Raw genomic sequence first — 19,103 nt, 5'->3', positions numbered from 1 at the left:
CTGAGCCCCGGAGGCCGGTCAACCGCGGTCGCGGAGGATGCCGGCGAGGGCCTCCCTGATCTCCCGTTCCGCCGCCTCCTTGGTCACGCCGAGCCCTTCCAGCACCGTCGCGACCGGGTGCGCCGCCGGGCCGTCGTCCAGCGAGAGCACGCCCAGCAGCACGTGCTCCGTGCCGACGTAGTTGTGGCCGAGCCGCAGGGCCTCGCGCAGCGTGAGCTCCAGCGCCTTCCTGGACTGCGGCGAGAACGGCGGCCCCCCGGCACCCGGCTCCGCCCCGGCGGCCGAGTCGTCACCGGGCCGGTTGGACGCGAAGGCCTCCATGGCCTCACGCACCGTGCCGGGCGGCGCGCCGAGCTTGTCCATCGCCTTCACGGCCAGGCACCCCGGCTCGCTCAGCAGCCCGAGGACCAGATGCTCGGGCTCGATGTGCCCCGCCCCGGCCTCCCGGGCCACGGTCTGCGCGGCCACGATGACGGCCCGGGTCCGCTCGGTGAAGCGCCCGTACGAGCGCAGGTCCTCGGCCAGCGAGGCCTCCTTGGGCACGAAGCGCTTCTGAGCGGCCTGCTTGGTCACGCCCATGCTGCGCCCGATCTCGGTCCACGAGGCGCCGGAGTGCCGGGCCCGGTCCACGAAGTGGCCGATCAGGTGGTCGGCCACCTCACCGAGCTGCTCACCCAGCACGACGGCGTCGGCGAGCTGCCCCAGCGGGTCGCCGTCGGGATGACGGCTCTTGATCGCGTTGATGAGTTCGTCGAGGCGAACGGTTCCATCCATGCGTCAACCATAGGTTGACGACACTCGGACGTCAACCGAAGGTTGACGCCTTGAGGCCGCGTGTCCAGACGTCTGGGGTCAATGCCAGGAAACAGCCGTCACAGCCACGGGTTTCGGTCCATGATCGAATCATGGACCTTTCCGTACATTCTTTCGCCGGTCAGCGTGTCGGCTAGCGAACCGGCATGAGCGCTGCCCACGACCGCACCGTGGGCGTGCTGCTGGCGTCGCAGGCGTTTCGCGGTCTCGGGTACGGCGTGGCCGCCGTCCAGCTCGGCGCGCTCATGGGCAGCGACGGGCTGTCGGCCACCGAGGTCGGTCTGGTGCTGGCGGCGGTTCTGGTCGGCAGTCTTCTCGCCAGTCTGGTCCTGGCTCGGTGGGGCGACCGTCTCGGCCGCCGCCGTGCCTACGCGGGCCTGTACGCCGCCCTGCTCCTGTGCGGCCTGGTCATCGCCACCGGTCTGCCCTGGTGGCTGCTGGCCGTGGCCGCCTTCAGCGGAGCGATGTCGGTCGAGGTCATCGAGTCCGGGCCGTTCACCACGCTGGAACAGGTCATGCTGGCCGGCACCGGCCGCCCCCAGAGGCAGATCGTGCGGGGATTCGGCCTCTACAACGCGATCGCCGCCGTCGCCGGGACGCTCGGCGCGCTCCTGGGGAGCCTGCCCGCCGGCAGGGTACTGCTCGGCGGCATCCTGGCCGGCACAGCCGCCGCCGGAATGCTCCTCGCCCGCCGGCTGCCCGCCACCGTCGAAGCTCCGGCGCCGACTCCCGCACCCGGACCACCGCAATCGCGCATACTGGCCCGCTCCCACGGCCCGGTGGCCCGCCTGGCGGGGCTGTTCGCCACCGACAGCCTCGCCGGCGGGTTCGTCATCCAGGCCTATGTCGGCTACTGGCTCGCGGTCCGCTTCGGGGCCACCACCCACACGATCGGGATCACCTTCGCCGTGGCGGGGATCCTCCAGACCGCCTCGCTGCTGGCCGCGCCGCGGGTGGCCGACCGGATCGGGCTGCTGCCCACGATGGTCTTCACCCACCTGCCCGCCAACGTCATGCTGGCCGCGGTGCCGTTCGCTCCCTCCCTCGCGCCGGCGATCGCCCTCCTGCTCGGGCGTGCCTGCCTGTCGTCGATGGACGTGCCCGCCCGGCAGGCGTACGTGATGGCGATGGTCCCGCCCGAGGAACGCACCGCCGCCGCCGCGATCACCAACACCGCCCGCTACCTCACCAGGCCCCTGGGACCGGCGCTGGCAGGCGTACTGCAATCGGTCAGCCTGGCCGCGCCGTTCTTGTTCGCCGGGGTCACGAAGATCGGCTACGACCTGGCCCTGTGGCGGCTCTTCCGCGACACTACGTAGTCGGAATCGAGAGCCAAGGGGGCCGGGCGATGGTCCACTTCTGGCAGGAGGGTCAGCGCGGCGATGGCAGGACGGACAGCTCGCAGGCGTAGGCGTCGGCCGGTGCGCTCAGCGCCCAGACGATCATCGCGGCCAGCGTCTGCGGCCGGATGCAGGCCTCGGGATCGTACGGGCGCCCGAACGCGCTCCTGACCTCACCCAGCAGGTCGGTCGCCGTCGCCGCGGGATAGATCGTGGTGACGCGTACCCCATGGACGGACTCCTCCTCGCGCAGCGAATCGGCCAGTTCGCGCAGTGCCGCCTTGCTGGCGACGAACGCCGACCAGCGGGGGACGCCGGTCATCCCGGGTGAGGCGTTGACGAAGACCACATGGCCCCTGGACCGCCGCAACGCGGGCAGGGTCAGCCGTACCAGCTCGGCGGCGGAGGCCACGTTCACCGCCATCGTCCGCCGCCACGTCTCGGGGCCGGCCTCGGCGACGGCCTCGACGGGGGAGATCCCCGCGCAGTGCACCACCGCCTGCACGTCCGCCAGTTCGCCCGTCTCCTCCAGCTTTGCCACGGCGGCGGCCAGCGTCTCCGGTTCGGCCAGGTCCGCCTCGATCCCGCGCACGTCCAGCCGCCCGACGTCGCGCCCCACGGCGATCACCCGATGCCCGGCCTCCACGAGCGCGCTGACCAGCGCCGTTCCAATCCCTCCGGTGGCTCCGGTCACCAGTACGTCTCCCATGACGGCTCCCGTTCTCCGCGGTGCAAAGGCTGATCATCGCCGTCGGGGGAACGATTGGCCAGCCCTGGCCGGGGTGGGCGCGGGGTCAGGACCGGCCCGGATGCAGCCGCCGGGTCAGGAACTGCTCGAAAGTCAGCAGGTCCGGGTGCTGCCGGCGCAGGGCCGGGATGTCGGCCTGGTAACCCTCTTCGGCGAACCACTCGAACATGCGCTCCTCGATCGGTAGCGCCTCGAACCGGGTCGGGGTCCCGGTGACGGGCTCGTAGATCTCGGCTACCTCGGGGAAGGTGAGCTCGTCGCCGGCGAGTTCGACCTGGCGGCCGACGAAGCGGCTGGGATCGTCGAAGGCGTCCGCGGCGAAGACCCCGATGTCGTCGGCGGCGATGAACTGCATCGGCTGGTCCGGCTTGGCCGGCAGGGACAGGAGCCGCTCGCCCTCGGCGTCGGCGTAGTGCAGCAGGTTGTTCATGAAGAACACCGGTGAAGAACCCGGCCGTGGCCGCAGGATGGTGGCGGGTATGCCCAGCGCCAGGATGTACCGCTCGATCTCGGCCTTGCTATCGAAGTGGTCGATGCCGGTGTGGCGTTCGGCGCCGCCGGCGGAGCTGTAGCCCAGGTGGTCGATGCCGCTGTCACGGCGATGGGGTCGTCGGGATCGCCCCGGACCAGCTCGGCGCCCTGGTCGCGCAGCGTCTGGGCGGCGGGCTTGCCGGGGTCGCGCACCAGCGCGCGGACCGCCCAGCCGCGGTCCAGCAGCCGGCGGGCGGTGGCTCCGCCCTGGTTGCCGGTGGCGCCGGTGACGAGAACTACCCGGGAAGCAGACATGGTGGGATAACCGCCTCTTATCGGAGCAAGCAGGGTGCGCCGGCACCGCACCAGGGAAGAGCTTCTCCAGCGGCTGTGCGTCGACTCGATGGAACGCGTCGCGGCCCGGCCCGCAACGGTCCGGCTGATGGACACCTGACAGGGCGGCTTTCGGCTTCGGTGTCCTGGCCCCGCCGGCCGGGGCCGTCAGCGGCAACCACGACGGCGACGGGCCGGTGGACCCACGGCGAAGATCGTCTTTCCGGATTGTGCCGTATGCGACCCGGGTAGGGATGCGGCAGGCGACGTCCTGAGGGTCTGGCGATCACTACGCCCCGCGTTTGGTCTAGACCAGTGCCCGCGGATGTGGGCACAATGCGGTTCTGGTCGTGTGAAGCCCAACGGGAGGAACCCGTCATGCGTATTGGAGTGCTGACCGGGGGCGGCGACTGCCCCGGTCTCAACGCTGTCATCAGGGCCGTCGTCCGCAAGGGAGTCAGCGTCTACGGGCACGAGTTCGTCGGGTTCCGCGACGGCTGGCGCGGGCCCCTCGAAGGCGACACGATGCCGCTGGACATCCAGGCCGTGCGGGGCATCCTGCCGCGCGGCGGCACGATCCTCGGGTCCTCGCGCACCAATCCCATCAAGATCGAGGGCGGCGTCGACCGGATCAAGGAGAACCTCGCGTCGGGCGGCGTCGACGCGCTGATCGCCATCGGCGGCGAGGACACGCTGGGGGTCGCCCGGCAGCTGTTCGAGCGCGGCGTCAAGGTCGTGGGCGTGCCCAAGACCATCGACAACGACCTGTCCGGCACCGACTACACCTTCGGCTTCGACACGGCCGTCAACATCGCCACCGAGGCCATCGACCGGCTCCACACGACCGCCGAGTCCCACCACCGCGCGCTGATCTGCGAGGTGATGGGCCGTCACGCCGGGTGGATCGCGCTGCACGCCGGCATGGCGGGCGGCGCCAACGTCATCCTCATTCCGGAGAAGCCGTTCGACATCGACCGGGTCTGCGAGTACGTCGAGTCCCGCTTCCGCACCCGCTACTCGCCCATCCTCGTGGTCGCCGAGGGCGCCCACCCGATCGAGGGGCAGATGGCGCTGCAGGCCGGCGAGCTCGACGCGTTCGGCCACGTACGGCTGGGCGGCATCGGCGAGGTGCTGGCCAAGGAGATCGAGAAGCGCACCGGCAAGGAGGCCCGCACCACCGTGCTCGGCCACATCCAGCGTGGCGGCACGCCCACCGCGTTCGACAGGGTGCTGGCCACCCGGTTCGGGCTCCAGGCCATAGACGCGACCCACGAGGGCGACCACGGCACGATGGTCGCGCTGCGCGGCACCGACATCGTCCGCGTCGGCCTCGACGAGGCCACCTCCGAGCTCAAGACCGTGCCGGTGGAGAGATACGCCGAGGCCGAGGTCTTCTTCGGCTAGAGGCGCGGGCCTGCGGGCCGGAAGTGGCCTGTAAGCCGCCTGCAAGCGGCGGGCCGTACCTTCGGAGCCGAGGGGTCACCGACGATCCCCTTCGGGTACGGCTTGCGCCGCGGCGAGTTGGCGGCCCACTACGCGGCGCGAGCCGTACCCAGGAGACGCCCGCCCGGAAGGTCACGGGGGCGGCCACGGGCGGCGTCATCCACGGGGCGTGCCGAACAGATCTGTTTCCGGCGCGCCCCTTTCACGTCCCAGCATGCGGTCCTTGAACTCCCGCTCGGCGCGCACCTCCCGCTCCGACGGCGACAGCAGCACGGCCAGCAGCAGGCCCACGGTCACCACGCTGACGCCGACGACGAGCGGCACCAGGAAGTCGATCGGCTCGGTGCCCCCGACGGTCGTCCCGCCGGAGTGCACCTCCACGGCCATGGCGTACATGCCGGTGTAGTGCATGCCGGAGACGGCCACACCCATGACCAGGGCCGCGCCGCCGGTGCGCAGGGCGCCCCGGACGCGCAGCGAGAACCACAGCGCGGCCGTCGCCGCCACGATCGCGATCACCACCGACAGGACCACGGTGACGGGGTCGTAGGAGACGTGGCCGTCCATGCGCATCCCGGCCATGCCCAGGTAGTGCATGCCCGCCACACCGAGGCCCGTCAGGACGCCGCCCGCGATCAGGTGCGGACTCTGCTCACCGCCCGCGGCCATGCGCGGACCCTGCTCGCCGCGCCGGAAGACCAGGAACAGCCCCGCGCCCACCACCGCCACGGCGAGCAGCGCGGAGGCGGCGGTCAGCGGGACGTCGTAGTTGATCTCCGTGCCCTCCACGGCGAAGCCGATCATCGCGATGAAGTGCATGGTCCAGATCCCGGTGCCGCCGATGGCGAGCGCCGCGCCGGCCAGCCAGAAGCGGCTCTCCCTCCCGCCGATCAGGCGCGCCCGCGACGCCAGCAGCAGGCCGAGCAGTGAGCCGACGCTGGACATGGCGTAGGCGAGAACGGGCGTGAGTAACCCGTACGAGAACTGGTCGATCGGTGACATGAGCCCCCCTCAGCAATGCCTGGAGTATCGGGCTCGGCTCGACCGAAATCAACTACCTACGGCGAGATCGTGATCTCTTTCCGGAAGGCTGCTGCCGGGGGTCGGCGGCGAGCTCGGGCGATTGGTGCTGCCCGGCGGGCGTGCCGGGGAACGGGATGACGGGCGCGCCCTGTCCGGGCTGCGCCTGGGCGTCGGGATACGGACGGCCGGAGTAGGGGGCCTGCTGCGGTCCGGGGGTGAAGGAATCGGGCGCGGGGGAGCCGTGCGGCTGGGCCCCGGGAGCGTAGGCGCCGGGGGCGAAGGGCTGGTCGGGGACGGGCGCGGCGAACAGCGGGCCGCCCTGCGGGCGCCGGCCGGTGCCGACCATGGGCGTGGCCTCGGCGAGCGGGGTGTCGGTGAGCTGCTGCCGGGTGCGCCGGCGCAGCTCCAGGCGGGCCGTCAGCTCCGCGTCCTCGTTCAGCTCCTGCTCCGAGGGCGACAGGATCACCATGAGCAGCATGGTCAGCGTGATCAGGCTGATCACGGTCATCAGGGGCACCAGGAAGTCGAGCGCGTCGGCGCCGCTCACCACGCCGGGCTCGGGGTCGACCGTGACCATGAGCGCGTACATGCCGGTGTAGTGCATGCCGGAGACGGCCACGCCCATGACCAGGGCCGCGCCGGCGATCCAGACCGGGCTCCTGACCCGCATGGTGAACCAGAGGGCGGCGGTGGCGGCCACCACCGCGATGACCACCGAGGCGGCGACGATCGTGCGGTCGTAGGAGACGTGCGCGGACATGTTCATCGCGTACATGCCGAGGTAGTGCATGCTCGCCACGCCGAGGCCGGTCAGCAGGCCGCCGCCGAGCAGCGCGAGCACCCGGCCGCGGCCGTACGAGACGAGGAACAGGCCGGTGCCGACGACCACGATCGCGACCAGCGCGGAGGCGGCGGTGAGGGGCACGTCGAACCTGATCTGGGTGCCTTCGACCTGGAATCCCATCATCGCGATGAAGTGCATGACCCAGATGCCCGTGCCTCCGATGGAGACGGCCGCCCCGAGCAGCCAGCGCACCCGCGAGGCGCCGCGCGAGGCGCGAGCCTGGGCGGTCAGCCGCAGTCCGAGCATCGAGCCCATGCACGACATCACGTAGGCCAGGACCGGCGTGATGAGTCCGTGGGTGAAGTGGTTTACAGCGGAAGACATACGGTGGAGTTCCTTGCAATAGGGGTCACCGGATTGTGCCAGTTGTCCTGTCCCATACGCATGGATAACCCGACTATCTGTCAAGTGAGCGTGTTCGGAACATGAGAACTGCTCACAGCCGCCCGGCCGGAGCTGTGAGGCCGGCGGCGGACTAAACTCGATGGGTCGCGGCGTTGCCCGCGGCGCGCATCCCTGTCTTCCCCGGAGGTTCCGCCATGACGATGTCCGCCCTGGGCGAGCCGTGCGTTCTGCTCAAGCTGGGCGAGATCGTCCTCAAGGGCAAGAATCGCGAGCTGTTCGAGCGGCGCCTGATCGCCAACATCCGCCACGCCCTCAAGGAGCTCGGCCTGGAGCTAGACGTGCGCAAGAGGCACGGCGTCGTCGCGATCTTCCTGCCGGCCGGCTCGACCCCCGAGCAGGCCGAGACCGTGGCCCGGCGGGTCGCCGACGTCCCCGGCCTGGTCTGGATCCACCCCGCCTGGCGCGTCGCCAAGGACCCCGACACCGTCCTGAAGGCCGGCATCGAGCTGGTGCGCGACACCGACGAGGTCCGGCGCAAGGCGCCGTTCGCGGTCCGGTCCCGCCGCCGCGACAAGCGCTTCCCGCTGCGCTCCAACGAGCTCGACCGGCTCGTCGGCGGCGCCATCAACGACGAGTACGGCCTGCCGGTCGACCTGCGGCGCCCCGAGCTGACCGTGCACATCGAGGTCGACCGCGACGAGGTGTTCGTCTTCACCGGCGGGCTGCCCGGCCAGGGCGGGCTGCCGGTCGGCAGCAGCGGCCGGGCACTCGTCCTCATGTCGGGCGGCATCGACTCGCCGGTGGCGGCCTACCGCATGATGCGGCGCGGCCTGCACGTCGACTTCCTGCACTTCTCCGGCATCCCGTTCACCACCTCGGAGTCGATCTACAAGGCGTACGCGCTCGTACGCAAGCTCGACCGCTTCCAGGGCCAGTCGCGGCTGTGGGTGGTGCCGTTCGGCAAGGCGCAGCAGTCGATCCGCACCTCCGGCCAGGACCGGCTCGCGGTGATCGCCCAGCGGCGGCTCATGCTCAAGACCGCCGAGGAGGTCGCCCACCGCATCCGCGCCGCGGCACTGATCACCGGCGACGCGCTCGGCCAGGTCTCCTCCCAGACGCTGACCAACATCACCGCCCAGGACCACGCCGTCGAGCTGCCGATCCTGCGCCCGCTGGTCGGCTGGGACAAGACCGAGATCATGGCCGAGGCCCGGCGCATCGGCACGCTGGAGATCTCCGAGCTGCCCGACGAGGACTGCTGCAGCCTCCTCGCCCCCAAGCGGGCCGAGACCCGCGCCAAGATCGAGGACCTCAAGCAGATCGAGAAGCGCCTCGACGCCGAGGAGCTGGCCGTCCAGCTCGCCGACTCCATCCAGGAGTACACCCTGTAGAGCCCGTGTGAGGCGGTACGGCGGCGGGCTCGTGGCCGGGCCGCCGTACCACGGCAGGTCGCTCGTGGCGGGACGGGCACATCAGCGGGCGCGTCAGACGGTCAGCGGCGCCGCGGCGGTCTTGCCGAGCAGCGGCGGCAGGTCCCGCAGCACCGTGGCCAGCTCGTCCAGGTCGCCGTCCACCAGCGCCTGCGGGCCGTCGCACAGCGCCAGCGCCGGCTGCGGGTGCACGTCGATGATCACACCGTCGGCGCCCACGGCCACGGCCGCGCGGGTGAGCGGCAGCACCAGGTCACGCCGCCCGCCCGAGTGCGACGGGTCCACGATCACCGGCAGGTGCGACAGGCGCTGCGCGACCGGCACCGCCGAGATGTCCAGCGTGTTGCGGGTGGCGGTCTCGAACGTCCTGACGCCCCGCTCGCACAGCACGATGTCGAGGTTGCCGCGCTGCGCGATGTACTCGGCGGCCATGAGCCACTCCTCGATCGTGGCGCTCATGCCGCGCTTGAGCATGACCGGCCTGCCGGACTCGCCCACGGCCTGGAGCAGCCCGAAGTTCTGCGCGTTGCGGGTGCCGACCTGGAGCATGTCGGCGTACGAGGCGACGAGCGCCACGTCGTGGGCGTCGACCACCTCGGTCACGATCGGCAGGCCCGTCTCCTCCCGCACGTCGGCCAGGATGCGCAGGCCCTGCTCGCCCAGTCCCTGGAAGGCGTACGGCGACGTGCGCGGCTTGTAGGCGCCGCCGCGCAGCAGCGTCGCGCCCGCCGCCTGGGCCATCCGGGCCGCCCCCAGCGTCTGCTCGGGCGTCTCCACCGCGCACGGGCCCGCGATCAGCGTCACGGTGCCGGGCCCGATCGGCACGCCGCCCACGTGGACGGTCGAACGCTCGGGATGGTTCTCCCTGCTCACCAGCTTGTACGGGGTCGACACGCGCATCACGTCCCGCACGCCGTTCATGCCGCGCAGCCCCGCGGCGTCGAGCTGGGTGACGTCGCCCACCAGGCCGACGATCGTGCGCTGCACGCCCCTGCTCACGAACGCCTCGACCCCGGCCGCCGTGGCGACCGCCACGATCGACTCGACGTCCTCGCGCGTGGCCTCCTGGCTCATCACGATCACCATCTGTGCCTCCTTGACGGAAAACTCTGGAAGGGAAGGGAAACTCGGGAAGTGAAAACTGTCCGGACAACGCGAAAGGCCCCGGGTCCTGACGGACCCGGGGCCTTTCGTTCGCCTGTCTGCTAGCGCAGCGTCAGATGGCGAACGGACTCGGGTCCGTCGCCATACCAAAACTGGATCGCGGTGCGCATAGTCCCGTCATACTAGCGCACCGCCGGGGAACACGTATCGCACCCGGACGCGGATCCCCCGCGACCCGGGTGGGAGGATGGCTCCGGACCACGAGACCGTGCGAGGGGAGTGCCCGTGGAGCAGTCGCGCCTGCCGCCAGGCCAGTACGTGCCGCGCGGCCGGCCCGTGATCCACTACGGCAGGGTGCCCGCCTTCAAGCCGGAGAGCTGGGACTTCCGCGTCTTCGGCGCGACCGCCTCCGGACAGGAGCACTGCGTCACCTGGCCCGAGTTCGAGCGGCTGCCCCGCAGGAGCGTGCTGGCCGACTTCCACTGCGTCACCAAGTGGTCGATCATGGGCAGCGAGTGGGGCGGGGTGAGCCCGGCCGCCATCCTCGAGGCCGCGCCGCCCGACCCCGGGGTGCGGCACGTGATGATCTGGGCCGAGTACGGCTACAGCGCCAACATCCGGATGTCCGACTTCACGGCCGCCGATACGCTGTTCGCGCTGGAGCTCGACGGCAAGCCCCTCAGCGCGGAGCGCGGCTTCCCGGTGCGGCTCGTGGTGCCCCACCTGTACGCGTGGAAGAGCGTGAAATGGGTGCGGGCCGTGGAGTACCTGTTAGAGGACCGGCGGGGCTTCTGGGAGGAGCGGGGCTACCACAACGTGGCCGACCCTTGGGGCGAGCAGCGTTACTCGTATCAGGAGGAGCCGGGCGAAGGGCCCGAGTAGCTCTTGATCGGGGCAAACCAGGGCGGGATCTGGCTCTTTGTGGCCAAATCTTTACTGTGGGTTTGCGTATCGCTTGTGACCTTGGCGTTCTTGCGTCAGCGTAGATGCCATGCTGCGTCTCCTGGCCGTTGACGACGAACTGCCCGCACTGGAGGAGCTGGCATACCTGCTCCGCCAGGACGCGCGGGTCGAGCAGGTGCTGACCGCGTCCGACGGCGTCGCTGCCCTCCAGGACATGGTCCAGATGATCGGGGCGGGGGACCGGCTCGACGGGGTGTTCCTCGACATCGAGATGCCGGGACTGAGCGGGCTCGACCTGGCCCGCCTGGTCGGCGGCTTCCCCAGCCCGCCCAAGCTCGTCTTCGTCACGGCCCACGAGCGGTGCGCGGTGCAGGCGTTCGAGCTGGAGGCCGTCGACTACCTCCTCAAGCCCGTCCGCGCCGAGCGCCTGTCGGAGGCCGTCCGCCGGCTCCAGGCCGCCGCCGGTCCCGCGGCCGAGCCTGGCCACGAGGACGTGATCCCGGTCGAACTGGGCGGGCGGACCCGCTTCGTGCCGCAGCAGGCGATCTGGTTCGCCGAGGCCAAGGGCGACTACGTGCGGCTGCACACGGTCGACGGCAGCTACCTCGTCCGCATGTCGCTGGCCGCGCTGGAGCGGCGCTGGGCCGAGGCGGGCTTCATCCGGGTCCACCGCAGCACGCTCGTGTCGGCGCGGCACGTGAGCGAGATGCGCTTCGAGGGCGGCAGGGTGACCCTGACCGTCGGCACGGAGATCCTCAAGGTCAGTCGCCGGCACAGCCGGCAGGTCCGCGAGGCGCTCGTCCACCAGCACAGGGGCGCCTTCACCTGATCCCCGCCCGCTCGCCCGGGTCCTGGAGACCCGGCCGCTCGCCCGGGTCCTGGAGTGCTCGGGCGGCCCTTCGGGGGGCGTGAGGGGCGCGCTCGCGCGGGGACCAGGCGGGTGTGAAAGCCGTGCGCGCTCTGCCCGCGTGCCTGCCTCCTCCCCCCTGCCCAGACTCTGTGACGCGCGGTGGTTTCCGCTGGTCACGGCGGGGTAGTCGGGCCCTGGCTCGCCGTCCTCGGTTGTCCGCGCTCCGTTCACTCGCCGTTCACACCCCTCGCGCCGGTGCGCGAGCCCCTTGGAAGACCGCTCGTCGCGCCGGAATGACCGTTCGTCCGACAGCGACGCTCCGTATGGCGATGACTACAGACCGTTCATCGAGCTGTACGGAAACCGGGTGTCGACCGGAAGATCGCGACCGTAGTGTTTCGGCATCGGACCAGCCACCCCGGCGCATCGGGGGACGAGCCGGGGGGCTCACCGCACGCCTGATGCGCCGGATCCTCCGGTGACCGCCAAGGTCACCACGGCCGCCGGGCCCCTGCCGGGGGGTAGGGCCCGTCTGCCGGCCACGTGTAGGGGCGCCCGCCAGGGCCGCGAGCCTCTGGCCGCGATCCGCCAATCGGGGGCGCTGGATCGCGCCAGCGGGCGCCCCACACGAGCCTTCCTCCCCGAAGAGGAAGGGCCGGCTCAGATCGCGTCGCGCAGGCTCTTCAACAGGTCGAGGTCGGCGCGGTGCTGGTCGGCCTTGCCGGGCGTCTCGATGCAGATGGGAACGCCCGCCACCGCAGGGTGACGCATCAGCGCGCCGAACGGCGCGCTGCCGATCAGGCCGGCCCCGATGTTCTCGTGGCGGTCCTTCTTGGAGCCGCACGCGTCCTTGGAGTCGTTGGCGTGGATGAGCCTGAGCCGTCCCTCCGCCACCTTGTGCAGCGTGTCGAACGTCTCCCGCAGCCCCTCCTCGCTCGTGAGGTCGTGGCCGGCGGCGAAGGCGTGGCAGGTGTCGAGGCACACCCCGGCCCGGGGGTGCCAGTCGAGCGCCGCGAGGTAGGGCTCCACGTCCTCGACCCTCGCGCACAGCATCGCGCCCTGCCCGGCCATCGGCTCCAGCAGCACGTCGGGCCCGCCGTCGGGGATCTCTTCGAGCAGCGGCAGCAGGTGCTCGTGGAGCTGGCGCATCGCGTCGTCGCGCGGCTGCGTCACGGCCGAGCCGGTGTGGACCACGACCCCCTTGGCGCCGATCTCGACGCCGCGCCGCAGCGTGTGGCGCAGGACCGCGACCGAGTTGGCGAGCGTGTCGGGGTTGGGCGAGCCGAAGTTGACGAGGTAGGGCACGTGGACGAAGGTCTCGACGCCGGACTCGGCGAGCTTGGCGTCCTCGTCGGGCCTGCCTTCGGCGAGTGCCCAGCCGCGCGGGTTGGTGACGAACACCTGGATCATCTCGGCGCCGATCTCGGCCATGTAGGCGAGGCCGCCCTTGGCCAGGCCGCCGGCGACGAAGACGTGTGCGCCGATGAGAGAGCGTGAGGTCATGATGCTCTCAGTTTAGGAGGCGCCGCCGACCGTTCCCGCCGTCCCGCGCCTTGGAGCATGCCACGAAAAGACCTGGCCAACGGGGCGCGCGGTTCGGAGTTCTCGGGGATGGACCGGGAATGACGGGCATGTGTGTACTGCTGGCATGCCCCAGACGCTCACCGCCCTGGCCCGGTTCAACGCGGCGGCGGACGCCGAGGCGGAGCGGGAGCTGCTCTCCTGCTGCGCCTCCCGCGCGTTCGCCACGGGCGTCGCGGCCGGCCGGCCGTACGAGGACCCGGAACGGCTCGCGGACGCGGCCGAGGCGGCCGTGCACGGCCTGCACTGGCCGGACGTGCTGGAGGCGCTGGCCGCGCACCCGCGCATCGGGGAGCGCCCGGCGGGCGCCGCCCGCGAGGCCGCCTGGTCGCGCCGGGAGCAGGCGGGCGTGGAGGACCGGATACGGCGGGAGCTGGCCGAGGGCAACCGCGCCTACGAGGACCGGTTCGGCCACGTCTACCTGGTCTGCGCCACCGGCCTGACGGGGACCGAGATGCTGGCGAGGCTGCGCGAGCGTCTGGGCAACGACGAGGGCGCCGAGCGGGCGGTCGTCCGCGCCGAGCTGGCCAGGATCACCCGGCTGCGGGTCGGCAGGCTGCTGGGGGAGGCCAGTGAGTCGAGGGAGCACTGTGACGGGAGCACAGTGAGCGGAGTGAGTCAGGGGGAGACGCCGTGAGCTTCTCGACGCACGTCCTGGACGCGGTGAGCGGGCGTCCCGCCGCCGGCGTCCTCGTCCGGCTGGAGCACGACGGCGGGGTGCTGGCCGAGGGCCGCACCGACGAGGACGGCCGGATCACCGGCTGGACGCCCGGCTCCGGCGTCAACCGCGTCGTCTTCGACACCGGCGGCTACCTGGCCGAGACCTTCTACCCGGAGGTCGTCGTCGCCTTCACCGTCACCGACCCCTCGGCGCACCACCACGTGCCGTTGCTGCTCAGCCCGTACGCGTACTCCACCTACCGAGGGAGCTAGATGGCGATCATCCTGGGGCCCAACCGCTACGGCAAGGCGGAGACCAGGCTCGTGCGCGTCACGAGGGACGGAGCGACCCACCACCTCAAGGACGTCAACGTCAGCACCTCCCTGTCGGGCGACATGGAGGCCGTGCACCTGACCGGCGACAACACCGCCGTGCTGCCCACCGACACGCAGAAGAACACCGTGTACGCCCTGGCCAGGAAGCACGGCGTGGACCAGGTCGAGGACTTCGCGCTGCTGCTGGCCCGCCACTTCACCACCGCCCAGCCGGCGATCCGCCACGCCCGCGTGGAGGTCGAGGAGTACGCCTGGGACCGCATCCCCGTCACCGGCCACTCGTTCGTACGCCGGGGCGGCGAGGTGCGCACCTGCGTCGTCCACCACGACCGCGACGGCCGGGCCACGGTCGTGTCGGGGCTGACGGACCTCGTCGTCCTCAACACCACCGGCTCGGAGTTCCACGGCTACGCCGTCGACGAGTACACGACCCTCCCGCCCGCCGCCGACCGCGTGCTCGCCACCGCCGTCACCGCCCGGTGGCGGCACGCCGGCGACACCCCCTCCTACGGCGACTCGTACGAGCGGGTGCGGGCCTGCCTGCTGGAGGCGTTCGCCGGCACGCACAGCCTGTCGCTCCAGCAGACCCTGTACGCCATGGGGGAGCGGGCCCTGTCGGAATGCCCCGAGATCTGCGAGATCAGGCTCGCGCTGCCGAACCGGCACCACTTCGCGGTGGACCTGTCGCCGTTCGGCCTGGACAACGACAACGAGGTGCTCCACGCGGCCGACCGCCCCTACGGCCTCATCGAGGGGACCGTGCTGCGGGACGACGCGCCCGAGCCCGGATCCGCCTGGGAGTGACGGGAGTGACGATGGACTTCTTGCGCCCCACGACGTGGGAGGAGGCGCTGGCCGCCAAGGCGGACCGGCCCGAGGCGCTGCCCCTCCAGGGCGGCACCGACGTGATGGTGGAGATCAACTTCGGCGTGCGCAGGCCCGAGGCGCTGCTGGACCTCACCCGGGTGGCGGAGCTGCGGGAGTGGTCCGTGGCGGACGGCGTGTGCCGGCTCGGCGCGGGAGTGTCGTACACGACCGTGGTCGAGGAGCTGGGCGGCGCTCTGCCGGGGCTGGCGCAGGCGTCGCGGACCGTCGGCTCGCCGCAGATCCGCAACCGCGGGACGGTCGGCGGCAACCTGGGGGCGGCCTCGCCCGCCGGCGACAGCCACCCGCCGCTGCTGGCCGCGGGCGCCGTCGTCGAGGTCGAGTCGCGCGACCGGGGCGTCAGGGCGATCCCGGTCCACGCCTTCTACCTGGGCGTGAAGCGGCCGGCGCTGGAGCCGGACGAGCTGATCCGGGCCGTGCGGGCCGGCGTCGCCGCCGGCCCGCAGTACTTCTCCAAGGTCGGCACCCGCAACGCCATGGTCATCGCGGTCTGCTCGTTCGCGCTGGCGCTGCACCCGGCGGAGCGGCGGGCCGGCACCGGCATCGGCTCGGCCGGGCCCACACCGCTGCGCGCGACGGAGGCCGAGGACTTCCTGGCCCGCGAGCTCGACTGGGACGCGCCGCCCGGCGCGCCGCTCGGCGCGGGGCTGCTGCGGCGCTTCGGCGAGCTCTGCGCGGCCGCCGCCTCGCCGATCGACGACGTGCGCGGCACCGCCGCCTACCGCAGGCACGCCGTCGCCGTGATGGCCCGGCGGACGCTGACCTGGGCCTGGGACGACCACGTGGGAAGGAGGGCCGCCTGATGCGCGTCACGCTCACCGTCAACGGCCGGGAGGAGACCGCCGACGACGTCTGGGAGGGCGAGAGCCTCCTGTACGTGCTGCGCGAGCGGCTGGGGCTGCCCGGCTCCAAGAACGCCTGCGAGCAGGGCGAGTGCGGCTCCTGCACGGTGTACCTCGACGGCACGCCGGTCTGCGCCTGCCTGGTCGCCGCCGGGCAGGCCGACGGCCGCCGCGTGCGCACCGTCGAGGGCCTGGCCGAGGCCGGCCGGCTGGATCCCGTCCAGGAGGCGTTCGTGGAGTGCGGCGCCGTCCAGTGCGGCTTCTGCACGCCCGGCCTGCTCGTGCAGGCGCACGACCTGCTGAGCCGCGTCGAGCGGCCCTCCGACGCGGAGATCCGCGAGGCGCTGGCGGGCAACCTGTGCCGCTGCACCGGCTACGAGAAGATCCTCGACGCCGTACGCCTCGCCGCCGACCGCAAGGCGACGGCCGGCTCGCCGCGAGGGGAGGCAGGCGCTTGAGCGCGCTGCTCATCGAGAACGCCTACGTGGCGCCCGTCGCCGGGCCCGAGATCCGCCGCGGGTACGTCCTCGTCGAGGGCGACCGGATCGCCGCCCTCGGCCCCATGAGCGAGGTCCCCGAGGCGGCCGGCGCGGAGCGGATCGACGGCGCCGGTTGCCTGGTGACGCCGGGCCTCGTCAACACCCACCACCACCTGTACCAGTGGGCCTCCCAAGGGCTGGCCCAGGACGCGACGCTGTTCGAGTGGCTGGTCACGCTCTACCCCGTGTGGGCGGCCATGGACGCCGAGGTGGTCCACGGCGCGGCGACGGCGGGCCTCGGCCACCTCGCGCTGTCCGGGTGCACGACCTCCAGCGATCATCACTACCTCTTCCCCCGGGGCCGCGGCGACCTGCTGGCGGCCGAGATCGAGGCAGCCCGCGCGGTGGGCCTGCGCTTCCACCCCGCGCGCGGCTCCATGGACCGGGGCCGGTCACGGGGCGGGCTGCCGCCGGACGAGGTGGTCGAGCCGCTGGACGCCATCCTCGACGCCACCGCCGAGGCCGTGGACGCCTACCACGACCCGTCGTTCTCCTCGAAGCTGCGGATCGCGGTGGCGCCGTGCTCGCCGTTCTCGGTCAGCTCCGACCTCATGACCGCAGCGGCGGCGCTGGCCAGGTCCAAGGGCGTGCGCCTGCACACCCACCTGGCCGAGACGCTCGACGAGGAGGAGCTCTGCCTGGAGCAGACGGGCGTGCGGCCGGTCGCCTACATGGAGAAGCTGGGCTGGCTCGGCGAGGACGTGTGGGTGGCGCACGCCGTCCACCTCAGTGACGCCGACATCGACCGGTTCGCCGCGACCGGCACCGGCTCCGCGCACTGCCCCTCGTCCAACGGCCGGCTCGGCGCGGGCGTCGCGCGGGTGTCCGAGATGCTGCGGCGCGGCGCGAACGTCGGCCTCGGCGTCGACGGCAGCGCCTCCGCCGAGCTGACCGGCCTGGCGGGGGAGATGCGGCAGGCCCTGCTGTTCCAGCGGGCGCTGAACGGGCCCACGGCGTTGTCCCCCCGCCAGGCGCTGGAGCTGGCCACCCTGGGCGGGGCCCGCAACCTCGGCCGGGGCCAGGAGCTCGGCACCCTGGAGCCCGGCAAGCTGGCCGACGTGGCGCTGTGGCGGGTGGACGGGCCGTTCGCCTCGGCGGTGGACGACCCGGTGTGCGCGCTGGTCCTGGCCACCGCGCAGCCGCCGCTGGCCCGCCTGCTCGTGGGCGGCGAGACGGTCGTGGCGGACGGCGAGCTGCGGACCGTGCCCCACGACACGGCGGGGGAGGCGGGCGCCCGGGCGCACCGCCGGCTGACCCGGCTGGCGCGGGAGCGGGGTGTCCCGGTCACCCCGGAGACGCGACGGGGCCCTTGACGCCGCCCGGGAAGGACGCTCAGGCGGAGAGCTCCCGCTCCAGCGGAGTACGGAACCGCGGGGTCACCCGCACGCCGCCGAGCCAGGACGCCAGCCCCGCCGCCTCGGCCTCGATCGCGGTCCGGGCGTCGGCGCCCACGTCCGTCAGCAGCCGCCACACGATCTCGCCGTCGCCGCGCTGCGCCCAGCCGCCGACCACCTCGCCGTTCCACCACACGGTCGGGCCCACGTTGCCGCTGCGGTCGAACAGCGCCGGCCGGTGCTCGGCCGGCAGGTACCAGTCGCGGCCCTGCCAGCCCATGGGCGTCGGGTCCAGCGCCGGCAGCAGCGCCGCCCACGGCGGCGGCCCGGACGCCTCCCGCGCCTCCTCCGGCTCCGCGTCCTCCGGCAGCACGTACCCGGTGCCCTCGTCCAGCTCCACCGGCGCGGCGCCCACGGCGGCCAGAGCCGCGCGCACCTCCCCGAGCGTCCACCCGGTCCACCACTTCACGTCGGCCTCCGTGCCCGGGCCGAACGCCGCCAGCCACCGGCGCACCAGCTCCGCCCGCGCCTCGGCCACGGCCAGGTCCGGCATGGGCGGGGCGACGCCCCACCGGTGCTGTCCGCTCACCCACGATCCGGCCGGCCGGCCCCGCCGGACGAGCAGGCCCTCCATCGCCATGATCGGCAGCAGCCGGGAGGCGACGCTGTGCGTGGCCTCGTACGGCTTGCCCACCGCCACCCGGAACTGCTCGCGCAGCCGCGGCTCCAGGGCGCCCAGCTCGGCCGCCGTCGCCTCGCCCGCCTCGCCCCCGTCGCCGAGCAGGCGCAGCACCGACGCCTCGACGTCCTTGACCCACGCCTCGTCCCACCCGCCGCCCTCGGCGAGCACCTTCAGCAGCCGCCGGCGCTCGTTGCGCGCGATGGCCGCCGTCGAGGAGTGGTGCACCACCGGCGCCAGCTCCGCCGGCACCACGAAGACGGTCCGCCGCATCCCGGTCATCCGTACCAGGGTCCGGTCCTCGTACAGGGCCCGCTCCACCGGCTCCGGCCCCGGGGCGGTGAGACGCGCCCCCGCGGACAGGAACACGGTCGCCGGGTCGGTCCCGTGCAGCGCCACCACGGACTCCGCCGCCGCCTCCACGCTCGCGGCCTTCGCCGCCAGCCGGTGCCGCACACCCAGCCGCGCCCGCCTCTGCCGCACCGAGATCCGCACGCCGTCCCCTTCGCCGTCGTTCAGGTACGGCGGGAGCATACGCCGCCCGCTCCCCATCCGCCGGGGCCGCCATCACCGGCTCACCCGGAACCCCCGCCGGGCGGC

The 19,103-nt window shown here is 72.6% G+C and carries 18 protein-coding genes and 1 pseudogene; 11 read left to right on the top strand and 8 right to left on the bottom strand.

Annotation, left to right across the window (positions count from 1 at the left end; genetic code table 11):
* Positions 1-18 precede the first annotated feature (18 nt).
* On the bottom strand, positions 19-774 hold the full coding sequence (locus AB0H64_RS23065; RefSeq protein WP_357627801.1) for a Clp protease N-terminal domain-containing protein: 756 nt from the start codon (positions 772-774) through the stop codon (positions 19-21).
* A gap of 185 nt (positions 775-959) precedes the next feature.
* Between AB0H64_RS23065 and AB0H64_RS23060 the strand changes: the two genes are divergently transcribed.
* The gene (locus AB0H64_RS23060; RefSeq protein WP_357627799.1) at positions 960-2,132 is read left to right on the top strand and encodes an MFS transporter; all 1,173 of its coding nucleotides are present in this window, start codon (positions 960-962) and stop codon (positions 2,130-2,132) included.
* Positions 2,133-2,184: 52 nt separating this feature from the next.
* Here the strand turns inward: AB0H64_RS23060 and AB0H64_RS23055 are convergent, their stop codons facing one another.
* Both AB0H64_RS23055 and AB0H64_RS23050 read right to left on the bottom strand, forming a co-directional pair.
* On the bottom strand, positions 2,185-2,862 hold the full coding sequence (locus AB0H64_RS23055) for an SDR family NAD(P)-dependent oxidoreductase (RefSeq protein ID WP_357627796.1): 678 nt from the start codon (positions 2,860-2,862) through the stop codon (positions 2,185-2,187).
* A gap of 85 nt (positions 2,863-2,947) precedes the next feature.
* A pseudogene (locus tag AB0H64_RS23050) lies at positions 2,948-3,687 on the bottom strand (NmrA/HSCARG family protein).
* 396 nt (positions 3,688-4,083) lie between these two features.
* Here AB0H64_RS23050 and AB0H64_RS23045 point away from each other — a divergent pair.
* A complete protein-coding gene (locus AB0H64_RS23045; RefSeq protein WP_357627794.1) occupies positions 4,084-5,109 on the top strand; it encodes a 6-phosphofructokinase in 1,026 nt (341 codons plus the stop codon).
* 195 nt (positions 5,110-5,304) lie between these two features.
* On the opposite strand, the gene AB0H64_RS23040 is transcribed toward AB0H64_RS23045, so the two are convergent.
* On the bottom strand, positions 5,305-6,150 hold the full coding sequence (locus AB0H64_RS23040; RefSeq protein ID WP_357627791.1) for an MHYT domain-containing protein: 846 nt from the start codon (positions 6,148-6,150) through the stop codon (positions 5,305-5,307).
* A gap of 52 nt (positions 6,151-6,202) precedes the next feature.
* Entirely contained in the window at positions 6,203-7,339 is a 1,137-nt protein-coding gene (locus AB0H64_RS23035; protein ID WP_357627788.1) for an MHYT domain-containing protein, read from the bottom strand.
* A 215-nt stretch (positions 7,340-7,554) separates the two neighbouring features.
* Here AB0H64_RS23035 and thiI point away from each other — a divergent pair, with 215 nt between their 5' ends.
* Positions 7,555-8,751 (top strand): tRNA uracil 4-sulfurtransferase ThiI, encoded by a 1,197-nt coding sequence (gene thiI / locus AB0H64_RS23030; protein WP_357627785.1) that lies wholly within the window; start codon positions 7,555-7,557, stop codon positions 8,749-8,751.
* Between the two features lie 93 nt (positions 8,752-8,844).
* Here thiI and aroF read toward each other — a convergent pair whose 3' ends face one another.
* A complete protein-coding gene (gene aroF, locus AB0H64_RS23025) occupies positions 8,845-9,876 on the bottom strand; it encodes a 3-deoxy-7-phosphoheptulonate synthase (RefSeq protein ID WP_357627782.1) in 1,032 nt (343 codons plus the stop codon).
* Between the two features lie 303 nt (positions 9,877-10,179).
* Here aroF and AB0H64_RS23020 point away from each other — a divergent pair, with 303 nt between their 5' ends.
* The gene (locus tag AB0H64_RS23020; RefSeq protein ID WP_357627779.1) at positions 10,180-10,776 is read left to right on the top strand and encodes a molybdopterin-dependent oxidoreductase; all 597 of its coding nucleotides are present in this window, start codon (positions 10,180-10,182) and stop codon (positions 10,774-10,776) included.
* Between the two features lie 109 nt (positions 10,777-10,885).
* Entirely contained in the window at positions 10,886-11,626 is a 741-nt protein-coding gene (locus AB0H64_RS23015) for a LytTR family DNA-binding domain-containing protein (RefSeq protein ID WP_357627776.1), read from the top strand.
* A 681-nt stretch (positions 11,627-12,307) separates the two neighbouring features.
* Here the strand turns inward: AB0H64_RS23015 and AB0H64_RS23010 are convergent.
* Complete coding sequence (locus AB0H64_RS23010) at positions 12,308-13,150, bottom strand: deoxyribonuclease IV (protein WP_357627774.1); 843 nt, start codon at positions 13,148-13,150, stop codon at positions 12,308-12,310.
* A 145-nt stretch (positions 13,151-13,295) separates the two neighbouring features.
* Between AB0H64_RS23010 and uraD the strand changes: the two genes are divergently transcribed.
* Genes uraD through AB0H64_RS22980 form a run of 6 tightly spaced genes read left to right on the top strand, consistent with a single transcriptional unit; the run spans position 13,296 to position 17,803 of the window.
* Positions 13,296-13,865 (top strand): 2-oxo-4-hydroxy-4-carboxy-5-ureidoimidazoline decarboxylase, encoded by a 570-nt coding sequence (uraD, locus tag AB0H64_RS23005; RefSeq protein WP_357627771.1) that lies wholly within the window; start codon positions 13,296-13,298, stop codon positions 13,863-13,865.
* Entirely contained in the window at positions 13,862-14,161 is a 300-nt protein-coding gene (gene uraH / locus AB0H64_RS23000) for a hydroxyisourate hydrolase (protein ID WP_357627768.1), read from the top strand. The genes uraD and uraH overlap by 4 nt, the downstream gene beginning before the upstream one ends.
* Positions 14,162-15,028, top strand: a complete 867-nt coding sequence (pucL, locus tag AB0H64_RS22995; protein ID WP_357627765.1) for a factor-independent urate hydroxylase — start codon at positions 14,162-14,164, stop codon at positions 15,026-15,028. It begins immediately after the preceding gene.
* An 11-nt stretch (positions 15,029-15,039) separates the two neighbouring features.
* The gene (locus AB0H64_RS22990; RefSeq protein WP_357627762.1) at positions 15,040-15,912 is read left to right on the top strand and encodes an FAD binding domain-containing protein; all 873 of its coding nucleotides are present in this window, start codon (positions 15,040-15,042) and stop codon (positions 15,910-15,912) included.
* On the top strand, positions 15,912-16,409 hold the full coding sequence (locus tag AB0H64_RS22985; protein ID WP_357627760.1) for a (2Fe-2S)-binding protein: 498 nt from the start codon (positions 15,912-15,914) through the stop codon (positions 16,407-16,409). Before AB0H64_RS22990 ends, AB0H64_RS22985 begins: the two co-directional genes overlap by 1 nt.
* Positions 16,406-17,803 (top strand): 8-oxoguanine deaminase, encoded by a 1,398-nt coding sequence (locus tag AB0H64_RS22980; protein WP_357627757.1) that lies wholly within the window; start codon positions 16,406-16,408, stop codon positions 17,801-17,803. Before AB0H64_RS22985 ends, AB0H64_RS22980 begins: the two co-directional genes overlap by 4 nt.
* A 19-nt stretch (positions 17,804-17,822) precedes the next feature.
* Here AB0H64_RS22980 and AB0H64_RS22975 read toward each other — a convergent pair whose 3' ends face one another.
* Positions 17,823-19,037: a winged helix DNA-binding domain-containing protein gene (locus AB0H64_RS22975; protein WP_357627754.1), complete on the bottom strand. Its 1,215-nt coding sequence runs from the start codon at positions 19,035-19,037 to the stop codon at positions 17,823-17,825.
* Between the last annotated feature and the right edge of the window lie 66 nt (positions 19,038-19,103).

Origin of the sequence: Nonomuraea sp. NPDC050733 (assembly GCF_040654215.1) — a bacterium.
In the GTDB taxonomy this organism is placed as follows: Bacteria; Actinomycetota; Actinomycetes; order Streptosporangiales; family Streptosporangiaceae; genus Nonomuraea.
This window is presented reverse-complemented; position numbering and strand designations above follow the sequence as displayed.